Source organism: Aquibium pacificum (genome assembly GCF_040839445.1).
GTDB classification, from domain to species: domain Bacteria; phylum Pseudomonadota; class Alphaproteobacteria; order Rhizobiales; family Rhizobiaceae; genus Aquibium; species Aquibium pacificus.
This window is the reverse complement of the sequence record NZ_JBDPGJ010000006.1, coordinates 264,873-284,572: the sequence shown is the minus strand read 5'-3', so window position 1 is coordinate 284,572 and position 19,700 is coordinate 264,873. Positions and strand designations below refer to the sequence as shown.

The 19,700-nt window shown below is 63.3% G+C and carries 17 protein-coding genes and 2 pseudogenes; 11 read left to right on the top strand and 8 right to left on the bottom strand.

Annotation, left to right across the window (positions count from 1 at the left end):
- Positions 1 to 4: 4 nt before the first annotated feature.
- From ABGN05_RS24910 to ABGN05_RS24880, 7 genes are all read left to right on the top strand, one after another.
- Positions 5 to 823: an ABC transporter ATP-binding protein gene (locus ABGN05_RS24910; protein WP_367956715.1), complete on the top strand. Its 819-nt coding sequence runs from the start codon at positions 5 to 7 to the stop codon at positions 821 to 823.
- A 33-nt stretch (positions 824 to 856) separates the two neighbouring features.
- Positions 857 to 2,104, top strand: coding sequence for an ABC transporter substrate-binding protein (locus ABGN05_RS24905; RefSeq protein ID WP_367956714.1), 1,248 nt, complete (start codon positions 857 to 859; stop codon positions 2,102 to 2,104).
- 97 nt (positions 2,105 to 2,201) lie between these two features.
- A complete protein-coding gene (locus tag ABGN05_RS24900) occupies positions 2,202 to 3,452 on the top strand; it encodes an ABC transporter substrate-binding protein (protein ID WP_367956713.1) in 1,251 nt (416 codons plus the stop codon).
- A gap of 86 nt (positions 3,453 to 3,538) precedes the next feature.
- Positions 3,539 to 4,321 carry an enoyl-CoA hydratase-related protein gene (locus ABGN05_RS24895; RefSeq protein ID WP_367956712.1) on the top strand — a complete coding sequence of 261 codons (783 nt, stop codon included), beginning with the start codon at positions 3,539 to 3,541 and terminating at the stop codon, positions 4,319 to 4,321.
- A gap of 11 nt (positions 4,322 to 4,332) precedes the next feature.
- Positions 4,333 to 5,115, top strand: coding sequence for an enoyl-CoA hydratase/isomerase family protein (locus ABGN05_RS24890; protein ID WP_367956711.1), 783 nt, complete (start codon positions 4,333 to 4,335; stop codon positions 5,113 to 5,115).
- A gap of 41 nt (positions 5,116 to 5,156) precedes the next feature.
- Complete coding sequence (locus tag ABGN05_RS24885) at positions 5,157 to 5,915, top strand: electron transfer flavoprotein subunit beta/FixA family protein (RefSeq protein ID WP_367956710.1); 759 nt, start codon at positions 5,157 to 5,159, stop codon at positions 5,913 to 5,915.
- Positions 5,915 to 6,841: an electron transfer flavoprotein subunit alpha/FixB family protein gene (locus tag ABGN05_RS24880; RefSeq protein ID WP_367956709.1), complete on the top strand. Its 927-nt coding sequence runs from the start codon at positions 5,915 to 5,917 to the stop codon at positions 6,839 to 6,841. The genes ABGN05_RS24885 and ABGN05_RS24880 overlap by 1 nt, the downstream gene beginning before the upstream one ends.
- Before the next feature lie 148 nt (positions 6,842 to 6,989).
- Here the strand turns inward: ABGN05_RS24880 and ABGN05_RS24875 are convergent.
- A pseudogene (locus tag ABGN05_RS24875) lies at positions 6,990 to 7,568 on the bottom strand (IS630 family transposase); the annotation flags it as partial.
- A 73-nt stretch (positions 7,569 to 7,641) separates the two neighbouring features.
- On the opposite strand from ABGN05_RS24875, the gene ABGN05_RS24870 reads away from it, so the two are divergent.
- A complete protein-coding gene (locus ABGN05_RS24870) occupies positions 7,642 to 8,670 on the top strand; it encodes an IS110 family RNA-guided transposase (protein WP_367956708.1) in 1,029 nt (342 codons plus the stop codon).
- A 256-nt stretch (positions 8,671 to 8,926) separates the two neighbouring features.
- Here ABGN05_RS24870 and ABGN05_RS24865 read toward each other — a convergent pair.
- The 4 genes and pseudogenes from ABGN05_RS24865 to ABGN05_RS24850 all read right to left on the bottom strand — a co-directional run.
- A pseudogene (locus ABGN05_RS24865) lies at positions 8,927 to 9,427 on the bottom strand (helix-turn-helix domain-containing protein); the annotation flags it as partial.
- Between the two features lie 277 nt (positions 9,428 to 9,704).
- On the bottom strand, positions 9,705 to 10,754 hold the full coding sequence (locus ABGN05_RS24860) for a TRAP transporter substrate-binding protein (protein ID WP_367956707.1): 1,050 nt from the start codon (positions 10,752 to 10,754) through the stop codon (positions 9,705 to 9,707).
- A 58-nt stretch (positions 10,755 to 10,812) separates the two neighbouring features.
- Positions 10,813 to 12,099: a TRAP transporter large permease gene (locus tag ABGN05_RS24855; RefSeq protein WP_367956706.1), complete on the bottom strand. Its 1,287-nt coding sequence runs from the start codon at positions 12,097 to 12,099 to the stop codon at positions 10,813 to 10,815.
- Positions 12,096 to 12,653: a TRAP transporter small permease gene (locus tag ABGN05_RS24850; RefSeq protein WP_367956705.1), complete on the bottom strand. Its 558-nt coding sequence runs from the start codon at positions 12,651 to 12,653 to the stop codon at positions 12,096 to 12,098. Before ABGN05_RS24850 ends, ABGN05_RS24855 begins: the two co-directional genes overlap by 4 nt.
- Positions 12,654 to 12,898: 245 nt before the next feature.
- On the opposite strand from ABGN05_RS24850, the gene ABGN05_RS24845 reads away from it, so the two are divergent.
- From ABGN05_RS24845 to ABGN05_RS24835, 3 genes are read left to right on the top strand one after another with little or no spacing between them, the layout of a single operon-like run.
- The gene (locus ABGN05_RS24845) at positions 12,899 to 14,149 is read left to right on the top strand and encodes a CaiB/BaiF CoA transferase family protein (protein ID WP_367956704.1); all 1,251 of its coding nucleotides are present in this window, start codon (positions 12,899 to 12,901) and stop codon (positions 14,147 to 14,149) included.
- Positions 14,146 to 15,006 carry a GntR family transcriptional regulator gene (locus tag ABGN05_RS24840; RefSeq protein ID WP_367956703.1) on the top strand — a complete coding sequence of 287 codons (861 nt, stop codon included), beginning with the start codon at positions 14,146 to 14,148 and terminating at the stop codon, positions 15,004 to 15,006. Before ABGN05_RS24845 ends, ABGN05_RS24840 begins: the two co-directional genes overlap by 4 nt.
- Before the next feature lie 19 nt (positions 15,007 to 15,025).
- The gene (locus ABGN05_RS24835) at positions 15,026 to 16,189 is read left to right on the top strand and encodes an acyl-CoA dehydrogenase family protein (protein ID WP_257810493.1); all 1,164 of its coding nucleotides are present in this window, start codon (positions 15,026 to 15,028) and stop codon (positions 16,187 to 16,189) included.
- Between the two features lie 116 nt (positions 16,190 to 16,305).
- Here the strand turns inward: ABGN05_RS24835 and ABGN05_RS24830 are convergent, their stop codons facing one another.
- The 3 genes from ABGN05_RS24830 to ABGN05_RS24820 form a co-directional block, all read right to left on the bottom strand.
- On the bottom strand, positions 16,306 to 17,136 hold the full coding sequence (locus tag ABGN05_RS24830; RefSeq protein WP_367956702.1) for an HpcH/HpaI aldolase/citrate lyase family protein: 831 nt from the start codon (positions 17,134 to 17,136) through the stop codon (positions 16,306 to 16,308).
- A 197-nt stretch (positions 17,137 to 17,333) separates the two neighbouring features.
- Positions 17,334 to 18,500 (bottom strand): CaiB/BaiF CoA transferase family protein, encoded by a 1,167-nt coding sequence (locus ABGN05_RS24825; RefSeq protein ID WP_367956701.1) that lies wholly within the window; start codon positions 18,498 to 18,500, stop codon positions 17,334 to 17,336.
- The gene (locus ABGN05_RS24820; RefSeq protein ID WP_367956700.1) at positions 18,497 to 19,660 is read right to left on the bottom strand and encodes a CaiB/BaiF CoA transferase family protein; all 1,164 of its coding nucleotides are present in this window, start codon (positions 19,658 to 19,660) and stop codon (positions 18,497 to 18,499) included. The genes ABGN05_RS24825 and ABGN05_RS24820 overlap by 4 nt, the downstream gene beginning before the upstream one ends.
- Positions 19,661 to 19,700: the final 40 nt, after the last annotated feature.

The following is a 19,700-nucleotide window of genomic DNA, read 5'->3' as shown; positions in this document are numbered from 1 at the left end:
GGAGATGACCCAAGCTCCCGACAAAGAAGCAGCCAACATCCTGTCGATGAACAGTGTAGAGGTCCTGTATGACAACGTCATGTTGGCGATCAAGGGGGTTTCCATCCAGGTACCAAAAGGAGGAATGGTAGCGCTGCTCGGGTCCAACGGGGCCGGAAAGAGCACGACGTTGAAGGCGATCAGCGGTCTTCTCAAGGCCGAGCGCGGCCGCGTCAGTCGGGGCGAGATCAGCTTCGACGGCACGGTCATCACCGGTCTTCCTGCGCAGCGGCGTGTGGAGATGGGGATTTGCCATGTGATCGAAGGCCGTCGTGTTTTCGAACACCTGACGCCCGACGAAAACCTCGAAGCGGCTGCGCCGATGTCGATGAACCGGGCCACGCTCAAAACGGAAAAGCAGAGGATCTATGAGTATTTCCCGCGTCTCGCGGAACGAAAGAATTCTCAGGCGGGATATCTCTCGGGCGGGGAGCAGCAAATGCTGGCGATCGGCCGCGCGTTGATGACCCAGCCCCGTCTTCTGATGCTCGATGAACCGAGTCTAGGATTGGCTCCTTTCCTGGTGGCCGAGATCTTCAGCATCATCAAGAAGATCAACAAAGAAGAGAAGTTGTCTGTTTTGCTAGTCGAGCAAAATGCACTCGCGGCGCTGGAGATCGTCTCGGACGGGTATCTGATCGAGAATGGCCGCGTTGTCATGCATGATACGGCCCAGGCATTGAAAGCGAATTCAGACATTCAGGAATTCTATCTTGGGGGAGGTTCCGGAACGAATTTCCACGACATCAAACATTACAGTCGGCGCAAACGCTGGCTGAGCTGACTCGAATGTTCCAAACGAGACCGGGAGGAGAAAATGCAGTCGATTGGAAGAACACTGGCTTTGGCCTTGCTAGCCACAGGCCTCCTTTCGGCATCCGCCAAGGCGGCGGATCCCGAACCGTTCAGGATAGGGGTTTGCTACGATCTGAGCAAGGCCTACACCTTCGCTACGCCACAGGTCTCGCAGGCGGCGCTCGATCTTGCCGATCTCGTCAACATGAAAGGCGGGATCGATGGGGCGCAGGTCGAGGTGATCGTGCGCGACCACGGCAATGAGCCGCAGCGCGGCATCGAATGCTACAGCAAGCTCAGCCGCGAGGGCGTGTTCGTTTTCGACACGCTGTCCACTCCGGTGTCGCTGGCGATCCTGCCCCGTGCAATGAAGGACCAGCGCATCCTGATGCAATCGCTTGTCGGACGAGGCGACGCCGTCGACGGCACTGTCTTCAACTGGGTCTATCCGGTCGGACCGACCTACTGGGGCCAGGCGGCCAACGACATCGCCTATATCAAGCAGCTGCACGACGGAGATCTTTCGGATGTAAAGGTGGGCTTCGTCTACTTCGATTATCCCTTCGGGCAGGAGCCGATCGAGATCCTTAAAACACTGTCGGGTAAGGAAGGATTCGAGCTGATCCTCTATCCGGTTCCGTTGCCTGGCAGCGACCAGGCGAGCGTCTGGTCCAAAGTGCGCCGAGACAAGCCTGACCACATCATCAGCTGGATGCTTGGCGGTGCGCACGTGGTTGCGTCAAAGGAAATGAAACGTAACGGCCTTCCGATGGAGAAATACATCTCGGTCAACTGGCTCAACGAGGTGGACATCTCCAATATCGGCGCGGAGGCGGCGAAGGGGCTCAAGCGCGGTACGAATGTCGTGGGCGGTCAGGACATCCCACTCTACAAGGAAATCATGACCGAGCTTTATGACAAGGGCAAAGGTAATGGCCCAGTCGAAAAGACCCGGGACGTTTTCTACAATACCGGCCTTGCGATGTATTCGATCGTGTTCGAAGCGGTCCGTCAGGCGGTTTCGCTGCACGGCCATCCGATCACTGCAGAGTCGTACAAAGCCGGGCTAGAGGCGATCGAGAAATTTGACGCAAACGGCCTGATGGCGCCGATCACGGTGACGGCGGAGGATCATGGCGGCGGAGGTCGCACGCGCATCGAAATGTGGGACGGGGCCACTTGGGTGCCGCAGACCGACTGGATTGCCGCCTATCAGGATGTCGTCTGGGAGGTTGTTAAGGAGAGTTCGTCGAAGTTCGACGGCAATTGATGTGAAGCAGGTGCAAGCCGCACCGTGGGGCCTGTGAAGCCGGGCCCCGCGGAGTGGGCAGTCAATGAGGAAGCGATATGCAACAGGGAGGTTCGACATGACTATATTCAATAGAGTGACTGCCGCTGTACTGGCAGCGGCGCTGGGACTGGCAATCCAGACAGCCGCGGCACAAGACAAGGAGCCGATCCGCTTCGGCCTTTGCTTTGATCTGAGCAAATCCTACACCTTCATCTCACCGCAGGTGGCGCAGGCTGCGCAGGATCTGGCCAAATACACAAACGACGACGGCGGCATAGAAGGTCATCCAGTCGAAATTATCGTGCGCGACCACGGCAACGAGCCGCAGCGCGGTGTCGAATGCTACGAACAGCTCAAGCGAGAGGGCGTCTTCATTTTCAACTTCCTCTCGACGCCCGTGACCAATGCCGCTCTGCCACGTGCGATGAAGGACGGCAACATCGTCATGCAATCCTTCGTCGGCCGCGGCGACGCTGTGGATGGCGATGTGTTCAAGTGGATTTTCCCGGTCGGTCCGACCTATTGGCAGCAGGCGGCCAATGACGTGGCCTTCATTAAGGATCAGTTGGGAGGTGATCTGAGCGAAGCCAAGATCGGCTTCATCTATCTAGACTATCCTTTCGGTCAGGAGCCGATCGAGATTCTCAAGACCCTCTCGGAGGAAGAAGGCTTCGAACTCAAACTCTATCCAGTGCCACTGCCCGGCAGCGACCAGGCGAGCGCCTGGACTCAGATTCGGCGTGACAAGCCTGATTACATGATCAGCTGGATCCTAGCTGGCGGTCACGTCGTGGCTTCGAAGGAGATGAAACGGAACGGATTTCCGATTGATCGCTATCTTTCGGTGAACTGGCTGAACGAAGTTGACATCAAGAATATCGGAGCCGATGCAGCCAAAGGCATCTTGCGGGGTACTAACGTGGCGGGTGGCCAAGAAGTTCCTCTGGTCAAGACAATGCTCGAGACCTTGTATGCCAAGGGTGAAGGCAGTGGTCCGGAATCGCTCGTCCGCGACGTCTATTACAACACCGGGTTAGCTATCTATGCCACTGGGTTCGAAGCTGCCCGCATTGCGATCGAAAAACACGGCTGGCCGCTGAATGCCGAAAAGATGAAGGAAGGATATGAGTCCATTGAGAATTTCGACGGAAATGGTGTGATGTCGCCGATCACCGTGACCGCGAAAGACCATGGAGGCGGCGGTAAGACCCGCGTCGAGCAGTGGGATGGTTCGACCTGGGTGCCGCTCACGGATTGGAGCGCGGACTACACCGACGTGGTGTGGGAAGTGATCAAGGAAAGCTCGTCGAAATTTACCGTCGAGTGATTTGACGGCGTGCCTGCGGGTCGGAGTGACCCGCAGGCATAAGCCGGTTCCCAGTCGTGCAAGGTCAGTCTGCGAGGGATCGAGAAATGGAAAGCAGTCCCATCGAAGTATCCGTCGAAGGTGGCGTGGCCACCGTCACTATCAACCGGCCCAGCCGCAAGAACGCGCTCTCGGTCGCCGCCGCCAACGGATTGGTCGATGCATGGGAGCGGATCGGGGCGGACGATACGATCAGCGTTGCGATCCTGACCTCGGCCGATTGCGGCGTCTTTAGCGCCGGGCTAGACCTCAAGGAGGCGGCAGAGATCGCGCGAAACGAGGGCGTCGACATCCTTGGCAAGATGCGCGACCCCTTTCACGACACGATGCGCGCCTGTCGCAAGCCGATCATAGCTGCCATGACCGGCTCTTTGATGGCTGGTGGGATGATGCTGGCGCTAAACTGCGATTTGCGGGTCGGTCTCAAAGGAACCAAGATCGGGATCACCGAAGTCAAGATCGGACGCGGCTCGCCCTGGGCAGCGCCGGCGCTGTGGATGCTGCCGCAGCCTGTCCTGATGGAGATCGTTCTGACCGGCGATCTCATGCCGATCGAGCGGCTGCACGGGTACGGCTTCACCAATTATCTTGAAGACACGCCTGATCTTGTTCGCGAACGGGCCCGCGAACTTGCACGCCGGATCGCCAGTGCCGCACCGCTTTCGGTAGTCGCTGCGAAAGGCAGTGTGCGCGCGACCATGGATCTGGGCTGCGCCGCCGGGCTGGAAGAGGGTAAGCGCCTGCACGAGGTGGTCTATTCCAGCCAGGATGCCATCGAGGGCCCGCGGGCCTTTGCCGAAAAACGCGCGCCCGCCTGGCAGGGCCGATAAGGGAGAGAGGCATGGGCGAATTGATGCGGCTTGATCGTGATGGACCTGTGGGCCTTCTGCGCTTTCTCTGCCCCGAACGGCGCAACCCTTACAGCATTGCATTCGTTGAGGCGCTCATCGCCAATCTGCGGCAGGCCGAGATCGACGACGCGATACGTGCCGTGGTGATGACCGGCGGCGAGCATTTCTCAAGCGGCGGCGATCTTGTCGGCTTCCGCACCGAGATCGCCAAAGGCGCCCGCGCCACCTCGCAGATGGTCGACATGGTCCACGACGGCGGTCGTGCCGCCTATCAATTCAAGAAGCCACTGATTGCTGCGGTGAATGGAATCGCCTATGGCGCGGGGCTGAGCCTGGCGCTGTCGGCCGATATCGTCGTGGCTGCCGAGGATGCGCGCCTCTGCGAGGTCTTTGCCAAGGTCGGCGGCTGCCCCGACACCGGGTCGAGCTGGCTCCTTCAGCAGCGCGCCGGGGCTGGGGTGGCCCGGATGCTGGTGCTTACGGGCCGCGAGATCGACGGACGAACGGCTCGCGAGCTGCGTGTAGTCGAGGAATGCGTCCCGGCCGGCGAGGTCGAAAACCGGGCAATCGAGATCGCGCGAGAGATCGCCGCCCACCCCGCCTTCGGCATGCAGACAACCAAGCGTGTCATGCGGGCGACTGCCGAATGCTCCTACCTCGAGGCTCTGGAGGTTGAGCGCGATGCTCAAAGCGTGCTTCTTTGCGCCCATGATTTTCCCGAGGCCATGAAGGCCTTCCAAGAAAAGCGGCCGCCACGGTTCAAGGACTGCTGATTGCGGCCAAAGACGTTCAAACAGTCATAGGAGAAACGCCGATGAAGGTGCTCGTGCCCGTCAAACGCGTGATCGACTACAACGTGAAGGTTCGCGTGAAGGCGGATGGGAGCGGTGTCGATCTCGAGAATGTGAAGATGTCGATGAACCCTTTCGACGAGATTGCGGTTGAGGAGGCGATCCGTCTGAAGGAAGCGGGTACGGCGGACGAGGTCGTGGCGGTTTCGATCGGGGTGAAGCAGGCGCAGGAGACGCTGAGAACGGCGCTGGCGATGGGGGCGGACCGCGCGATCCTGATTGTGGCGGCCGCAGATGTGCATCAGGACATCGAGCCCCTGGCGGTGGCGAAGATCCTGAAGGCGGTGATCGACGAGGAGCAGCCGAACCTGGTGCTCGCCGGCAAGCAGGCGATCGATAACGATATGAATGCCACCGGGCAGATGCTCTCGGCGCTGCTGGGCTGGAGCCAGGCGACCTTCGCCTCGGAAGTGAAGGTCGAGGGCGGCAGCGCCGTGGTGACGCGCGAGGTCGACGGCGGGCTGCAGACCGTCAAGGTCAAGCTGCCGGCGATCGTGACGGTCGATTTGCGCCTCAACCAACCCCGCTACGCTTCGCTGCCGAACATCATGAAGGCCAAGAAGAAGCCACTCGACGAGAAGACGGCGGCGGATTACGGCGTCGACGTGAGCCCGCGGCTCGAAGTGGTGAAGACGGCCGAGCCGGAAACACGCCAGGCTGGCGAGATCGTGCCGGATGTCGATACGCTGGTGGCGAAACTCAGAGAGAGGGGATTGGTGTGATGGCTGTTCTTCTGCTGGGCGAAGTAAATGACGGCGAACTGGCGCTGGACCCCACCGCCAAGGCGGTGAATGCCGCCAAGGCGCTGGGCGAGGTCACCGTGCTCTGCGCCGGGGCTTCGGCGGCAGCCGCCGGCGAGGCAGCCGCGACGATCGAGGGCGTGGCGAAGGTTCTGGTGGCCGAGCATCCGGCGCTGAGCCACCGCCTGGCCGAGCCGACTGCGGCAATGATCGTAAGCCTCGCGGGCGACTATTCGCATATAATGGCCCCGGCCACCACCGACGCCAAGAACGTGATGCCGCGGGTGGCCGCGCTACTGGACGGGATGGTGATCTCCGATGTCTCGGGCGTTGTCGATGCTGAAACGTTCGAGCGCCCGATCTATGCCGGCAACGCAATCCAGACGGTGAGATCGAAGGACGCCAAGAAGGTCGTGACCCTCCGAACCTCGGCCTTCAAGGCCGCCGGCAAGGGCGGCCCGGCCAAGGTGGAGACCGTAGATGTGCCCGGTGATCCGGGCCTGTCGGAATGGGTAGAGGACAAGGTGGCCGAAAGCGACCGCCCCGAACTGACCTCTGCCGGGGTCGTAGTCTCTGGCGGCCGCGGCGTCGGCTCGCAGGGAGATTTCGCCCTGATCGAGAAGCTGGCCGACAAGCTCGGCGCAGCAGTGGGCGCCTCGCGGGCCGCAGTCGACGCCGGCTTCGCGCCGAACGACTGGCAAGTCGGCCAGACCGGCAAAGTCGTGGCGCCCGAGCTCTATGTTGCAGTGGGCATTTCCGGGGCGATCCAGCACCTTGCAGGGATGAAGGATTCCAAGATCATCGTCGCAGTCAACAAGGATCCGGACGCCCCGATCTTCCAGATCGCCGACTACGGCCTTGTGGCTGACCTCTTCCAAGCCGTACCCGAGCTGATCGAAAAGCTCTGAGACGCGGACTGCCCTCTGTCTTAGTCCAGGAGCTCGCCTGAACTAGCCGGCCGTCTACGCCGCCTCGCGCGAGGTTTCCTCCCGGCGCAGAAGCAGCCTTAGACTAAATCACGCTTCATGAACCGCCGTGTACGGGTGATACCAATGGTCATGATGATTGACCCGTGTAGGCCCAATCGCGCATTCCGATGGATGTGATGGTCTGGGGCTGGGCGAGGAGCCTTCGCCAGGCCTCGCAGGCCGCGTCGACGATAGCTTCGTAGCTTTCGAAGACGCGGTTCGAGAGCCAGTTGGCGCGCAGATATTGCCAGACGTTCTCGACTGGGTTCAGTTTCGGCGCCCGCGATGGCAGGAAGATCGGGATGATATTCTTTGGGATTTTCAGCTTGGTGGTGGTGTGCCAGCCGGCGGGATCCATGAGCAGCACCGCATGCGCGCCCCTGGCGACATGGCGGCTGATCTCCTCGATATGGAGTTGCATGGCCTCGGTATCGGCGAAGGGCAGCGCGAGCGCGGCACCCTTGCCGCGCGCCGGGCAGATGGCCACGAACAGATATACGCTCTTGTAGCGCTGGTCGGCGGGCTGGCGAGGTCGGGTTCCACGCCTCGCCCATTGCCGCACGACGCCGTTCTTCTGGCCGATGCGGGCTTCATCCTGCCACCATATCTCGATCGGCTTGCCCTTCGGCAGCCCGGCAAGATGCGCCTTCAGCGTGCGCGGGAAGTTTATGGAATGGCCAGCCCTCCTCGCCGGCATCAGCTATGATGCCGGTGTCAATCTTGGAGAGAAGGAACGAGCCATGGCAATCATGATCCTCGGAATTGATTTGGGCAAGAACAGCTGCAGCATCGCGGGACTGGACGGAAGCGGGAACGTGGTGCTTCGCCGCCGCATACAGCCGAAGTCGATTGTAAGCTTCGCCTCGAAGCTTGCGCCATGCATGGTTGCAATGGAAGCATGTTGTGGCGCGCATCATCTGGGGCGCCTTTTGGCCGTGCAAGGGCACGAGATTCGGCTGATGTCGCCGGAGTATGTTCGTCCCTATGTGAAAGCCCAGAAGAACGACGACCGGGACGCAGAGGCCGTCGCCGAGGCCGCGACGCGACCGACGATGCGTTTTGTCGAGCTGAAGTCCCAAGAGCAGCTTGATGTTCAATCACTACACCGGGTTCGCTCGCGGCTGGTGGGCGCACGCACGACCCTGACCAATCAATTGCGTGCCATTCTACTTGAGCGCGGCGTCGCCACTGCGCAAGGTCGCAGCAAGCTCGAGCGGGCCGTTGACACGCTGCTGGCGGATCCGGCTTTCCTGCCTGACAGCCGAATCCGCCAGCTTGTTTGCGAAATGCGGGACGAATGGCGCGAACTCGACCAGCGCATCACAGCTCTCGATCAGGAATTTGCCGAACTTGCCCGCTCGCACGAAACCACGCGTCGGCTGCTGTCCGTTCCGGGGATCGGGGCTCTGAACGCCACCGCACTGGTCGCTGCGATCGGTGACGGCACCACCTTTGCCAAGGCCCGTGACCTCAGTGCCTGGCTCGGGCTTGTGCCGCGGCAACATACGACAGGCGGCAAACCGAAGCTGCTTGGCATCAGCAAGCGTGGCAACAAATATCTGCGAACGCTTCTCATACATGGCGCCAGAGCGGCGCTGCCATCCCTTGCCCGGGGTGCAACGCGGCCGGGGGAATGGCTGCGAAGCTTGCTCGCCCGTCGGCATTACAACACGGTGGTCGTGGCGCTGGCCAGCAAGTTGGCCCGCATCGCTTGGGCGACGCTGCATCGTGGCACCGCTTTTGAGGCAGGGCAGTCCGCGGCAGTGTGAAGTGGTTGGTCAGGCGGTAATCCATCCGGCAGAAACCGCCCGGCCCATGATGTCTGCGGGAGGACTTTGAAAGATGGCCTGATGGTCGAACCGACGCTCTGGAAGCCTGGTTTAAAAGATGGCGCATCGACGCCGTGAAGTTTATGAGGCCCAGGACGTGCGGATCTCCATCTTGGCGGCGGCACTTAAGCCGACATGCCGTATACGTTGATGCAGATCAATGATGCCATCAGCAATAAACCTCTTGCCGACGGGCGGGCCATACGTTTTTATATGCCTCGACGATTTCGCCATCCTGTGCTGGATGGCGCGGCCGCGCGCTCATGTGGGAGAAGCCGAGCTCCTTCAGGAGCTTGCCGACATAGCGCTCGTGATAGGAAACCCCGAAGCGCTCCTCTATGACGCGCTTCAGGTCGATGCGTCGCCAGCGCACGATGCCGTCGACCTCGGGGGCCGGTCCCGCCTCCACGATCGCAGCCAGTTCCGCCTTCTGACCAGGCGAGAGCCGCGGCTGAGGGCCGCCATACCAGGCGTCCTTCAGCCCCTCGGGGCCAATTTCGTTGAAGCGATGCACCCAGTCCCGCAAGGTCTGCCGATCCATTCCGCCAATCCTGGCGGCGTCGGTTCGGCTCATGCCATCGAGCACCGCCGCCAGCGAAAGCAAGCGGCTGCTCTGGCGCGCGTCCTGTGAAGTTCGCGCCAACCGGCGAAGCCCTGAGGCCGAGTAGTCCGTGCGCAATTGAACTGCTGATCCCATAGGCGAATCTCCTCTCGCGCCAAAGGAATCACAAAACCACGCGCACCGGTATCCCCGGCGAGTCAGACGTCATGGCCTTTGGTATGAGTTCCTGAGAACGGACGCGTCCCCGCCCAGACCGGGCGGGGACGCAAGAGATTTTCGTGAGGCGACTGCCGAGCAATATCCGACGGCTTCGAAATGGAACACGGTAGAAACCGCCAACGCCGGTTTGGGTAAATGCCGCATTAAGCCGCATAGTGACGCCGCGAGTCGCGGGGCCGCGATATAGGCGGCTTCAGTTCTTGGCCAGCGCCGCCCTGAAGGCTTCCAGGATATCGGAGCCGGGCTTGCCCTGGGAATCAAGCTGGGCAGCCCATTCCGAACCGACGGTCGACAGGATTTCGCCCAGTTTCTCGACATCCTCGGGCGGCAGGTCAACAAAGGTCACACCGGCATCCGCGATTTGCTGCTTGACCTCCATGTTCCCGGCGTCCGCGGCTTCGCAGCCCTCCCGGGTCAGCTCCTCGCCGATCTCGGTCATCGCCTGCTGGACATCCTCGGGAAGGCTGTTCCACTTATCGGTGCTGATGACATAGGTCGCCACGAAGGATCCGAAGTTCAGACCCTGGGTGCCCCAGTCCAGGAACGCCTCCATGCCGTAGGGTGTGACGCTTGGATACGGAAACAGCCCTGCGTCGATCGTTCCGCGCGAGAGCGCCTCGCGCACTTCGGGGGCCGGCATCTGAACCGGAACGCCGCCGATCTTCTGCACTGTCAGGTCGAGGGCCCCGCCGGTGCTGCGGATCTTCAGTCCCTTCATGCTGTCCAGACCGGTGATCTCGCGGCTCGAGGTCAGCAGGTTGTAGGGCGGCAGCACCATGGCCATCAGCAGACGCACGCCGTTCGGGGCGAATTCGGCCTCGTCGAGCGGGCCACCGGGTTTGGCGATCTCCCAGTAGGCCATCGTACCCTCGCAGGAGGTCGCAAAGGCTTCGGGCAATTGTCCTACTGCCGACAACGGCATCTTGTCGCTGACATAGGAGGGGCCGACATACCCGATGTCGGTCACGCCGGTCTGTGTGAGGGACAGCAAATCCTTGGCCTTGCCAAGCTGCTCGGCCGGGAAATACGCGAACTCGGTCTTGCCCGTGCGTTCGCTCACGCGCTCCATGAACGGTTCGATCAGGCTCTGGGCGATGTAGTGGCCCGTAGGCAGGCTGTCGGCCGCCCGCAGTTCGACCTCCTGAGCCGCGACCGGCTGCGCGGCCAGCGGCAGGACGGCGAGGGCTAGGGCCCACCCCGCAGCGCCTAGGGGTATTACGGATTGTTTGGGCTTCTTGGACATGTTTCGGTTCTCCTCCTGGTTAATCCGGTTGCGGCCCTGCGCGGTTTCGGGGCCTGCTTCAATTCATCGTCGAGGGCAGCCAAAGAACGAGCGCAGGAAAAGCGGTCAGCAGCGCGATGACCACGAGATGCGCCAGCACATGCGGAAAGGTGCCACGGAAGATTTCGCCCAGTGGCCGCCGGGTATATCGCGCCACCACGAAGACGTTCATGCCGAGCGGCGGCGTCACCATGCCGACCTCCGCCGTCACCACCACGATTACCCCGAACCAGACTGGGTCAAAACCCAGGTTCAGCACCAGCGGTAGAAGCACCGGCACCGTCAGGATGAGGATGGCGATCTGGTCCATGAAGGCGCCGAGGAAGATGTAGATGATCAGGATCACCACCATCACCCCCATCGGCGACATGCCGAGGCCGCCGATCCACTCGGTCACATCGTTGGTCACCCGCGTGAGGGTGAAGAAATAGCCGAAGATGTGCGCGCCGAGGATCACGAACAAGATCATGCAGGTGGTCTGCGCCGCGCGCCTCAGGCACCCCCAGGCTGGGCCGAAACCCAGCTTGCCCTCACGCAGCGCAAGCAGCATCGCGCCGAAAGCGCCAATGCCCGACGCCTCGGTAGGCGTGGCGATTCCGCTGTAGATCGTGCCGGTGACGGACAGGAACAGCACCAGCATCGGCCCCACCCGCGACAGCGACGCGACTTTCTCGCGAAACCGGTAGGGGCGGCCGGCGGGCGCAGCCGAGGGATCGATGCGCACGAGAACGGCAACCGTGGCCATGATGGTGAGGGTGACAAGAATCCCGGGGATGACCCCGGCCACCAGCAACTGCCCGACGGGGACATCGGCGATGATGCCGTAGAGGATCAGTGCCACCGACGGCGGGATCAGCATGGCCAGCGTGCCCGAGATCGCCACCACCCCGCTTGCCAGCCTGGGGTCGTAGCCTTCGTCCATCATCGCCGGAATCGAGGTCGAGGCGAGCGTTGCCGCCGCCGCCGTACTCGATCCCGAGATCGCGCCGAAGCCCGCCCCCGCCACCGCGGTGGCCATGGCGAGGCCGCCCCGCAGGCGGCCGACCCATATGGTGGCGGCCCGGAACAGATCCTGCGCCACGCCAGAGATGATGACGAACTCGGCCATCAGGATGAACATCGGGATGGTGATGATCTCGTAGGAATTCGCGGTGCTCAGCGGCGCGGTCTTCAGGATCCCGCCCAGCACAGCCATGCCGCCGAACATGTAGAGCCCCAGCGCGCCCGAGATCGCCAGGGCCAGTGCCACCGGCAACCCGGTCACAAGCAGCGCGGCCAGGAGGGCGACGACCACGGCCACCATCACAAGGCGTCCTCGCCTTCGGGGCGGGCGGTCTCGGGCGGCGGCGGCATCTCGACCAGATCGTGGCCGGACAGCGACGAAAACCCGTGCCCTGCCGCGCGGTAGGCCAGTCGCAGGGTCAGAAGCGCGGTGCCCACCATCACAATCAGATAGGCGGGCCAGGTCAGCCACGGCACGATTGCGGCGATCCTCTCCTGTCCGTCGAAGGCGGCATTGAAGCGACCCCAGGCCTCGCTCCCGATCAGCGCCATGACCACGGTGCCGCCGGCGTAGCCGAGGGCCAGACCCACATGCCGCAGCCGGCGCGGCAGCGTACCCTGGAACAGGTCGATCGCCACATGACCGTGATTGTGCAGCGTGTCGGGCAGCATCAGGAAGAACACCGCCACCATCAGGTAAAGCCCGATCACGTCGTAGGACCAGCCCAGCGGCATCGACAGCGCATAGCGCATCGCCACGTCCACAACGACGATCAGCATGATCGCCGCCAGGGCGAGACAGGCCAGGGCGGCCAGCGCGGTTTCCATAGCGGCCAGGCCGCGCGACATCGCGGTCATGGCCCGAGCGGTTGGCCCGCCCCTTTCCCGAGACTTGACCGTTACCATGATCCTCCCCCGGCGGCCTTCCTCACTCCTCCCGCGCATGTAGAAAACAGCGCCAGAGAATGCCGCAATCACCTCTACCTTGCGGCGAGCGTAGCAAGGTGCCCTTGCATGTCAACGATCTGCGTGCAAAAAAAGTCCTATAGACTAGTTTTTACAGACCGGGGCGCCGGCGCCAATGATCTGCAAGGGGGAGGGCCATGTTTCATTTGCTCGACGGGGTGCGTGTCGTAGAGCTTGGGCACATTCTGCTGGCGCCTTACGCGACACAGTTTCTGGGCGATTTCGGCGCCGACGTGATCAAGGTGGAGGCCCCGGAGGGGGACTATTACCGACGGCTCGGCGTCTCGCGCGCGCCGGGCATGACTGCCCAGTGGATGGCGGTGAACCGCAACAAGCGCAGCATCGCACTCGATCTCAAGTCAGCAGAGGGGCGCGCGGTTCTGCTGGAGATGCTGGCCCAAGCGGATGTGGTGGTCCACAACATGCGCGTGCCCGCGATCGAGCGGCTGGGCCTTGGCTACGAGAATGTGCGGGCGGTCAATCCGCGCATCGTCTATTGCGCGGCGATCGGGTTCGGGCAGGGTGGGCCGTACGCGGACCTGCCAGCCTTCGACGACCTGATCCAGGCCCGCTCGGGCTTGGCCGAGGCCAACGGGCGAAATGCCGGCGCCCCGGCCTTCGTGCCGATGGTGGCGGCCGACAAGATCACCGGCCTGGTGCTGGGGCAGGCCATGACTGCCGGCCTTTTCCGGCAGCGTGCCACCGGCGAGGGTTGCTATATCGAGACGCCGATGTTCGAGACCATGGTCTCGGTGATGCTGAGCCAGCATCTCAGCGGCGCGTCCTACCGGCCGCCGGAAGGCGGGTTCGGCTACGCCCGCGTGATGAGCCCGTTCCGCAAGCCGGCGCGCACCCGCGACGGTTTCATCGCGCACGGGGTTTACAAGTTCGACCAGTGGCAGCGGTTCCTGCGCGCGGTGGGCCGCGATGACGTGGTCGATGGACCGATGATGACCGACCCCGTTACCGCGCAGCGGCACTTCCCCGAACTCTACGAGATCGCCGTCGCACAGATCCTGCCGCAACGAACCACGGCAGAGTGGCAGGCGCTGTTCGACTCGCTCGACATTCCGAATGCCCCGGTGGTGGCGATGGAGGATCTGCCCGACGATCCGCATATCCGCGCCGTCGGGCTGATCGAGGATTACGATCATCCCCAACAGGGGCCGATGCGCCGGGTCCGCAGCCCCTACACGATGCGCGGCGTGGAGACGGAGCCCGACCTTCCGGCCCCCGCGCTCGGCGCGCAGGGTGCGGCGATCCTGGGCGAGTTCGGCCTTTCGCCCGAGCGGATTGCGCGGCTGATCGAGACCGGGGTTCTTGCGCAGCCTGCGACGGCCGCCGCCACGCCGGCGGGGGCCGCGCGCCATTCCGGCGGTCGGCCTTGACTGGCCTGCGGGTCGCCGGCACGGGTGCGGACAGCGCCGCCGTGGGCGGCCCGGGCGAGGATCCGCTTCGGCAGCGCGACGGCATACCGCTCTATCTCAAGCTCGCCAGCCTGTTGCGCGAGAAGATCCGCCAAGGCCAATGGCCGGCGCAAAGCCAGTTGCCGACCTTGCAGGATCTGCGCGGCGAATATGGCATCGCCCGCGAGACGGTCCGTCAGGCTCTGGGGGTGCTGCGCGGCGAGGGGCTGATCGACAGCGCCCGCGGAAGGGGCACCTTCGTCACCGCGGCGGCCGAGCAGCTGGGGGACCGGGCGCCCTCCTACGATCCGCTGACGCTCGGGGCGCAGGTGCGCATCGAGATCCTGTCACGCACGCCCTGCGCCGAACTTCCCGACCTCGACCGCGACCTGACGGGAATGGAAACCCCGTTGGTCCATGTGCGCAAGCGTCACCATGCCGGGGCGCGGCCCTATTCGCTGGTCGAGCTGTGGCTGCCGCAGCGTTATTTCGATATGCTGCCCGAGGGGGCCGACCAAACGCGGCTCTATTCGCAACTGCTGCGCGATCATACCGGCCTGTCGGGCCTGTCGGGTGACCAAGTCATCACCATCATGAGGGCCGACATCGCGGTCGCGCGGCTGCTGGGGATCGCCCTCAGCGACCCGGTGGCCCATCTGGCCTCGCGGCTGATGGATCCCGACGGGTGCCCGATCATGGCCCACCGTGTGCTGATCCGCAGCGACGTCTTCGCCGCCGAGCGCCGGTTCGGGGATCTCGCCACCGGCGATCCCGGCACCTGGCGTCCGCATATGACACCGCCCCCCGCGCCCGAGGCCGGGGAGGAACCGCAAGCATGACAGCAGGAGGAGCGACGTCATGGATTTCGATCTAAGCCAGGAGCAACGGGCCATCCGCGAGGCGGTGGCCAGAATCTGCGCGCGTTTCGACGATGCCTACTGGCTCGAACGCGAACGCACTGGCACCTTTCCCGACGATTTCGCGGCCGAGATCGCGAAGGGCGGCTTCTACGGCGTGACCATGCCCGAGGAATACGGCGGCTCGGGCCTTGGCATCACCGAGGCGTCTCTGGTGATGCAGGAGATCGGCCGCTACGGCGCGGCAGCCAGTTCCTCGGTGCATATCAACATTTTCGGGCTGCAACCGGTAGTCGGCTTCGGAACCCCCAAGCAGAAGGCCCGGATGCTGCCGCCGCTGATCCGGGGCGAACACCGCACCTGCTTCGGGGTCACCGAACCGGATGCGGGCCTCGACACAACGCACATCTCCACCTTCGCGCGCCGGCGCGAGGGCGGGGGATATGTGGTGAACGGGCGCAAGGTCTGGACCTCGACCGCGCAGCGCGCCGACCACATCCTGCTGGTCACCCGCACCACCCCGATCGAGGAGTGCAAGCGGCCGACCGACGGCATGACGGTGTTCTACACCGATTTCGACCGCAGCAAGATCGACGTGCACGAAATCCACAAGATGGCCCGCAACGCGGTGGATTCGAATGCGATCTTCATCGACGGGCTCGAGGTGCCGGAGGAAGACCGTATCGGGGCCGAGGGCGAGGGCTTCAAGGTGCTGCTACACGGTCTGAACGCCGAGCGGATCGTTGTTGCCGCCGCGGCGGTCGGCTTCGGGATGTATGTCCTGGAAAAGGCGGCGGCCTATGCGCGCGAGCGCATCGTCTTCGGCCGTCCGATCGGCCAGAACCAGGCGATCCAGCATCCGCTCGCCGCGGCGTGGATGCGTCTGCAGGCGGCGGAACTGATGACCTACAAGGCCGCCACGCTTTACGATCAGGGTCGGCCCTGCGGGCTGGAGGCGAACACGGCGCGCAACCTCGCCGGTTCGGCGGCCTACGAGGCGGCGTTCCGGGCGGTTCGCACCCACGGCGGCTTCGGTTTCGCGCAGGAATATCACGTCGAGCGCTACTTCCGCGAAAGCATACTGAACTTCATCGCCCCGGTCAGCGAGGAACTGATCCTTTCGCATGTGGCCGAGAAGGCGCTGGGGATGCCCAAGTCTTACTGAGCCATAGCCAGCTTGAGGTGGTCCCCATTTCCCGGACAGGTTTGCGGCGTTTCTAGGCTTTCCTGTTGATCATGCCGCCGCCTCGAGGCGGGGGCCCTGATGGGCCTCGACCGATCTTACAGTCCTCCACAGTCTGGCGTTTGGGGCACTTGGCCACCGTCTTCAAGAATTCTTTTCGCCCGCTCCACAACTGGGCGGTCGACGAGCTTGCCGTTGACGCGCACCGCGCCCGCATCGCTCGTCCGCGCGGCCTCCACGACCGCCTGCGCCCAGGCGAGCGTCGCCTCGTCGGGTGCAAAGCCTTTGTGCACCGCTGCCAGTTGACGGGGATGGACGCACAGCTTTCCGCCGAACCCCAGGGCGCGCGCCGCCGCGATGTCGGCGCGCAGCCGCTCTTCATCGTCAAGCGCGATCGTCACACCGTCAACAGGTGGCGCGATACGGGCAATCGTCGAGGCGAGCACCAAGCGCGAACGGGCGTAGAGCAGAGCCTCGCCCTCAGCTTCGATGCCCGTGTCGAGCTGGAAATCGATCGACCCGAAGGCAAGTCGCGTCACACCCTTGACACTGGCCAGCTCCCGAGCGTTCCAAATTCCGAGTGCGCTCTCGATCAGTGGCACTATCGGCAGACCTTGAGGCAAAGCGGAGACGAAGGCGTCGAGCGCCGCAGGCTCTTCCGCCTTGGGCAGGAGTGCTGCGGCGACGCCCAGCGTGGCCAGCAGCACCACATCTTCCTCGTGCCATTCCATTCCGATGCCGTTGATCCGGACCGCCGAGCGGCCGCCCATGCGAAGCCAGTTGCGGACCGCCTCGCGCGCGCGGGCCTTGCTCTCGGGAAGCACAGCATCTTCGAGATCGAGCACCACAATGTCGGCGCCCGTCGCAAGCGCCTTGTCGAAGCGGTCCGGGCGGTCGCCGGGGACGAAAAGATAGCTGCGCGGAATCAATGTGACCTCCATTGCTATTTAGCCGCTTAGCCGAGAGCCTCCCCGTCGAGAGCTGGCCTGTACGCAAGGCGGATCAGGGAAAAACTGTTCGACAGCATTGCTACCGATCTGATGCGGCATTCCTAAAGCCTTGCGAAAAACCGCCAGCAGCCTCTAGTCTAAAGGGCGCGTGATCGCCCCCGGAGCTGGAAAGCTATTCAGTCCTCCACCACTCCGCTCAGGATCTCTTCGCTATGTTCACCAAGGCGCGGCGCGGGGCGCAGATCGTGCCGCGCCGACGTGGCCGAAAACTTGACCGGAGGTTTGGTTGTCCAGATGGCGCCTTCGGTGGGATGCGCCACGCGCTGGAAGAAGCCGGTTGCCTTGATGTGGGAATCCTGCGGCAGGTCGGGCAGCATCCGCACCGGCATGACCGGGATGTCGGCTTCCCCCATCAGGTCGATCCATTCCTGTGTCGTCCGCGACGGCGCAAACTGCGCTACCATGTCATAGACCGCGCCGATATTGCGGCTGCGTTCGTCCATGTTCGTCACCCACGGATGACAGAGCATGTCTTCACGTCCGATGGCGCGGAAGAAGCGGGCCCATTGCGCGTTGGAATAGGGAAGGATGGTAATATAGCCGTCCTTCGTCTGGACTGGACGGCGATGCGGCACCAGCATGCGGCTGTAGCCGAAGCTTTGCGGGAGGTTTTCGAATGTGGCGGCGGCCATGTGCTCCACCAGCAGAAACGATGCCAGCGTTTCGAACATCGGCACCTCGACATGTTGCCCCTCGCCGGTTCGTTCCCGGTGGTAGAGCGCGGCCATGACCGCCCAGGCCGCCGTGACTCCGCCCAGCTTGTCGGCCAGAATGGTTGGCGCATAGGAGGGCGGCGCGCCCGGGTCGCGCATCGTGGCCAGCCCCGCCATGCCCGAGGCCGCCTGAACGCTGTCATCATAGGCGGGCTTGTGCCGGTACGGCCCATCCGAGCCGAAACCCACGGTAACCACGGTAATGAGGCGGGGATTTTCGCGGCGCAGAGCGTCTGGTGCCAGAGACAAGCGGGCCAGTGCGGCAGGGCGAATGCTGGATATGAAGACATCGGCGTCGCGTAAAAGCCGGCGCAATGACCGCCGGCCGTCATCGGTCTTGAGATCCAGCACGACGCTGCGTTTGTTGCGATTCACGCCCAGAAAGGCTGCTCCCATGCCGGGGCTTTGAGCGGGTTGTACGTGGCGCAGTATATCGCCCTCGGGGCTTTCTACCTTGATGACGTCGGCCCCCAGATCACCCAGCATCTGCGTGGCCAAGGGACCGAACACGACCGAGGTCATGTCAATGATCCGGACCCCCGACAGAAGTGCGGGTCTTGCCTCGCTCATGTCTGGTCCTCGCCTGCGACGGGCGCGGCGAATTCCCGCCGGATCGCCGCATTATGCACCCCCAGCGCAGGCGAGGCGGCCAGCGGCATATTTTCGCCCGACCTGCGAATCGGTGGTGTCGGTAGACCAATTTCGCCCGAAGGGCACTGAATGAGCGTCCGGTCGAGCTGCGGGTGGCTGGAAAGCGTCGCAACGTCGTTGACCGCGCCCGAGGCGATGTCGGCTTCACTCAGGAGCGCCAGCATCTGCGCCCTGTCGAGCGCAGCGAAAGCGGATTCGATCATCGGCTGCAGCACATCCCGGTTGCGGTTGCGGTTGTCATTGCCGTCGAAACGCAGATCCTCAACGAGTTCGGGCCGCTTCAGAACCGCGTTGCAAAAGCGCGCCCATTCGCGCTCGTTCTGCACCGACAGTACGATCTGGCCGCCATCGCGGCAGGTATAGGCGCCATAGGGGCAGATCACCGGATGACTGAGGCCCACCCGAGGCGTTGGACGTCCGGCACAATCGTGAAAGATAAGCGGCACCGCCATCCAATCGGCCATGGTGTCGAACATCGCCACGCTGACGCCGCGGGCGCGCCCGGTGCGCTGGCGTTCGATCAGCGCTTCGCAAATCCCCGCATGGGCGGTCATGCCCGTGGCGATGTCGCACACCGAAATGCCGACCCGTCCCGGTCCGTCCGGCGTACCGGTGATCGATGCCAGTCCGCTCTCGCATTGCACAAGCAGGTCATAGGCCTTGGCATTACGCATCGGCCCATCATCGCCGTAGCCTGTGATATCGCAGGTGACGAGCTGCGGGAAACGCGCGCGCAGCGATGCCGAATCCAGTTCCAGCTTTTCGAGCGAGCCGGGGGCGAGGTTCTGCAGGAACACATCGGCGCGGGCGAGAATCCGTTCCAGCAGCGCACGATCGTCTGGGTCCTTGATATCAAGCTCCAGAGATTCCTTGCCCCGGTTAAGCCAGACGAAATAGGCGCTTTCCCCGTTCGCCGCTCTATCGTATCCGCGAGCAAAATCGCCCGATCCCTTGCGCTCCACCTTGATGATCCGGGCACCCGCATCGGCAAGGCGCGACGAGCAGAACGGCGCGGCAACCGCCTGTTCCAGCGCGACCACAAGCAGCCCATGCAGCGGGCCCTTTTCGTCGATGTTCATATTCTTCTCGAACGCGTGAATTTTGAGCTTGCCAGAAATC